The 4,037-nt window shown below is 67.0% G+C and carries 5 protein-coding genes; all 5 read left to right on the top strand.

The annotated features are described in order from the left end of the window. On the top strand, nt 1–629 hold a 629-nt coding region (locus QOC69_RS17060), incomplete at its 5' end, for an NAD(P)H-dependent flavin oxidoreductase (protein ID WP_526441618.1). A 239-nt stretch (nt 630–868) separates the two neighbouring features. After that, complete coding sequence (locus QOC69_RS17055) at nt 869–2,014, top strand: FAD-dependent oxidoreductase (protein WP_526441616.1); 1,146 nt, start codon at nt 869–871, stop codon at nt 2,012–2,014. A 13-nt stretch (nt 2,015–2,027) separates the two neighbouring features. Beyond that, the gene (locus QOC69_RS17050) at nt 2,028–2,510 is read left to right on the top strand and encodes a VOC family protein (RefSeq protein WP_526441614.1); all 483 of its coding nucleotides are present in this window, start codon (nt 2,028–2,030) and stop codon (nt 2,508–2,510) included. 40 nt (nt 2,511–2,550) lie between these two features. After that, nucleotides 2,551–3,372 (top strand): enoyl-CoA hydratase/isomerase family protein, encoded by an 822-nt coding sequence (locus QOC69_RS17045; RefSeq protein ID WP_526441612.1) that lies wholly within the window; start codon nt 2,551–2,553, stop codon nt 3,370–3,372. Between the two features lie 3 nt (nt 3,373–3,375). Further along, the coding region (locus tag QOC69_RS17040) for a CaiB/BaiF CoA transferase family protein (protein ID WP_526441610.1) at nt 3,376–4,037 on the top strand (662 nt) is incomplete at its 3' end.

Below are 4,037 nucleotides of genomic sequence, written 5' to 3'. Positions count from 1 at the left end.
CGGCCGACGTGGACGTGGTCATCGCGCAGGGCATCGAAGCGGGCGGCCATGTCGCAGGACAGGTTACGACCATGGCGCTAGTGCCCCGGGTCGTGGACGCCGTCGCGCCGCGTCCAGTGGCCGCCGCCGGCGGCATCGCCGATGGCCGGGGGCTAGTTGCCGTGCTGGCGTTGGGCGCGCAAGCCGCCGTGCTGGGAACTCGATTTCTCGCCAGCAGCGAATCTCGCGCCCACCCGTATTACAAAAGCAGGCTGCTCGACGCAACCGAGGGCGATACGGTGCGCACCACGCTGTTCGGGCACGGGTGGCCGCACGCACCGCATCGGACGCTGCGGACCCCCTTCGTGCAGCAGTGGCTGGACAACGAAGCGCGCGGCCAGGAGTCCCGGCCCGATGAACCCCAGGTCGGGACGACAGTGATCGGCGGAGTCACCATGCCGGTACTGCGGTTCATGGGATTCCCGCCCAACCGCGACGCCAGCGGCGACCTCGACGCGATGGACCTGCTGGCAGGGCAAGGTGTCGGCCTCGTGCGGGACATCAAAGGGGCGGCCGACATCGTCCACGATCTGGTGCGCGAGGCCACAGAGATCATCGACAACCGCCTGCGCGCACACACCTCGTCGTGAGTCCTCACAGAGGTAGCTCTGGCAGTGCTCAAAAACCTGCTGCGAACCCCTCGCCGGCGGCGCAAGGCCGTTCATCGGCCCGCACACCGTCAAGTACAGCCGCGCGCCAGCGCGCTGCCAAGCCACGACTGACCGCTCGGACTGTCCATAGGCGGATACGAGCACCGGCTCAGCGCATGACACTCGGTCAGAAGGAGTTACCCGAAAACCACCAGCGCAGGCGATTTAAGGAGAAGTGGATGCTACCCAAGCACGCCGAAGTCGTTGTTGTCGGCGGCGGCCCGACGGGGCTGGTGCTCACCGCGACCCTGCGCCAAGCCGGTCACGATGTTCTGACGCTGGACCGGCAGGAGGAAGGCGCCAACGACTCGCGGGCCGCTGCGATCCACGCGAAGACCCTGGAGGTACTCCGGGAGTTGGACGTCACCGACCGGCTGATCGGTGAAGGAGTCGTCGTGCCGACGTTCACCTTTCGCGACCGCGACCGGATCTTGACCCGCCTGGACTTCTCCGCATTGCCGACCCCATACCCCTTCGTCCTGACACTGCAGCAGTACCGGACCGAGAAGATCCTCACCGAGCGCTTGCATGCTCTCGGTGGCCAGGTGATGCGTCCCTACAGCGTCAGCGGTGTCTCGATGGACGCCGACGGCGCCGATGTCGAGGTCGAGGGCCCCAATGGGCTTGAAGTGGTTCGCGCACGCTATGTCGTCGGTGCCGACGGCGTCTCCTCGGTGGTTCGTCAGGGGGCGAAGATCGACTACGTCGGCGGCACCTACGACCAGTCCTTCACGCTGGCCGATGCCCGGGTCGACTGGCCACTGCCCTTCGCGGAGGTGCAGAACTTCTTCTCACCCGCCGGCATCGTCGTCAGCGGACCGTTGCCCGACAACCAGCGGCGGGTGCTCGCGACGGTGGACAACCCCCCCGAGGTCATCGACGTCGACTTCGTTCAGCACATCCTCGATGAGCGTGGCCCCACCGGAGCGCGGGTGACGGAACTGACCTGGTCATCACAATTCCACGTCCATCACCGCATCGCGAGGACGTTCCGCCAAGGGCCGGTGTTCTTGGCCGGCGACGCTGCCCATGTGCACAGTCCGGCTGGCGGGCAGGGCATGAACCTGGGCATTCAGGATGCGGTCGATCTGGCACACACGCTGTCCGCGTCGATCAAGGGTGTCAAACACGCCGACCTCGACGGCTACGAACGACGACGCCGCCCGATCGCCCGCGCCACAGTCACTTTCACCAACTTCATGACCCGCGCCTCCATCGTCGACAACCGTCCGGCGCAGCTCGCCCGTAACGCCGTGTTCTCCCTCATCGGGGCCTTACCACCGGCACGCAAACAGATGGCCCTCCACATGGCCGAACTCGCCTGAAACGGAACGAACAATGGCTGCCCCGCGCCTCAAAGGCCTACATCACATCAAACTGCCCGTCGCCGACCTGGAGACCAGCCTTAACTGGTATCGGCGAGTGTTCGACGCCGAGCACCTGACTCGGTTCGATCACTACGACGGCGCCGGCGTCCGCTATGCGGTGATCCTGCAGCTGCCCGGCGTCGACATCCCGATCGAGCTGCGATGGGCCCCCGCCGCCGCCGCTGCCACCGTCGGCTACGACCCGGTCCACTTTGTCGCCGGCGGCGCCGATGAGCTGCAGGCATGGGTCGCACACCTCGACACCCTCGGGATCGAGCACTCGCCGGTCATCACCGCCCTCGCCGGTCAGCTGCTGATCTTTCGCGATCCCGACCAGACATATCTACATCTGCTCACGGTGCCCGAAGGCGGGGTCCTGGCAATCGAGATGAACCCCGACGCCGCCGAACCCGAGGGTCCGTGGATCATGCCCGACCTCATGCGACACCCGTAGACACAACCCCCACAGTGAACCGACGGCGGAAGGACCCCCGATGTCCATCGCGGATGTAGACCAAGACTCGAGCGCGCACGGTGCCCCCGGTGGGCTGATGGCGTGTCATCTGGATGGTCCTGTAGCCGTCGTCACCATGAATCACCGGCCCTACAACCTGATGGGTCTGGGGTTTACCGAGCAGCTGATCGACGCGTTGCGCTGGGTCGGGGAGTCCGGTGCGCGGGCGGCGATCCTGCGCAGCGGCCTGCGGCACTTCTCGGCCGGCGCGGACCTGGACGACATGGTGGAGGCGGCCGGGCGCGGTGACGGCACCCTGGGCTGGCCGATCCTGGAGATGCTGCAGGCCTTCGACGAGCTACCCATCCCGATCGTCGCCGCCGTGCACGGCAACTGTCTGGGCGGCGGACTGGAGATGGCGTTGGCCTGCGACCTGATCATCGCCTCGGAGTCGGCGAAGATCGGCTCGGTGGAGGCCACCGTCGGGCTACACCCGCTGGCCGGTGGCATCCAGCGGCTCACCCAGCGGGCCGGCGCCGCGCGGGCCAAGGAGATGGCCCTGCTCGCGCGCCGCTACGACGCGCACACCCTGGAACGCTGGAATGTGATCAACCGGGTGGTCGCCGACGAAAAGCTCGACCAGGCCGCCACCACCCTGGCCCGCGAACTCGCCGCCGGCCCCACCGTCGCACACACCGCGACGAAGGCACTCGTGACGATCGCGATCAACGAGGGCGTCGGCGCCGCCGACGCGGCGATGGCCGAGCTGCAGAAGCCGATCTTCTCTTCGGAGGACTTTCGAATCGGGGTCGCCTCGCTCAAGCAGAGCGGCCCCGGCATGGCCATTTTTGAGGGGCGCTGAAACATGGCTGCCCTGACTGGAATCCGCGTTGTCGACTTCTCCCGGGTACTAGCCGGGCCGCACTGCGCGCAGACCTTGCTCGACCTGGGCGCCGAGGTCATCAAGATCGAACCGCCATCCGGGGACATGTCCCGGCGGGCCTACCCCCGCAGCGGCGAGATCTCCGGCTACTACGCCCAGCAGAACGCCGGCAAGCGCAACATCTCCATCGACCTCAACGTCGAAGGGGCACGGGAAATCGCGTTACGGCTGTGCGACGAAGCCGACATCATCGTGGAGAACTTCCGCCCCGGCACCCTTGCCGGGTTCGGGCTGGGTTACGACGACGTCGCCGCACGCAACCCTCATGTCGTCTACGCCTCGATCAGCGGCTACGGCCAGCACGGGGCGTGGCGGGCACGGGCTGCCTACGCCCCAACAGTGCAGGCCGAGACGGGCATCACGGAGATGTCCAACGCGCACTGGGGCAGCCCGGCCGATCGTCCGCGTAGCGATTCGCTCTCCCACGCCGATGTCTATTCCGGGCTGCATGCCGCGATCGCCATCCTCGCCGCGCTCAATGAACGCAGCGTGACCGGCCGAGGCCAATACATCGATGTGGCGATGGCCGCGGTCATGCTGGCGATCAACGAACGGGTCCACGCCGATCTCTCCGATGCCGAACT

The organism is Mycobacterium sp. (assembly GCF_032162105.1).
Taxonomy (GTDB): Bacteria; Actinomycetota; Actinomycetes; order Mycobacteriales; family Mycobacteriaceae; genus Mycobacterium.
Note: the sequence above shows the minus strand (reverse complement) of the source record. Positions and strands in the feature narration are given on the sequence as shown.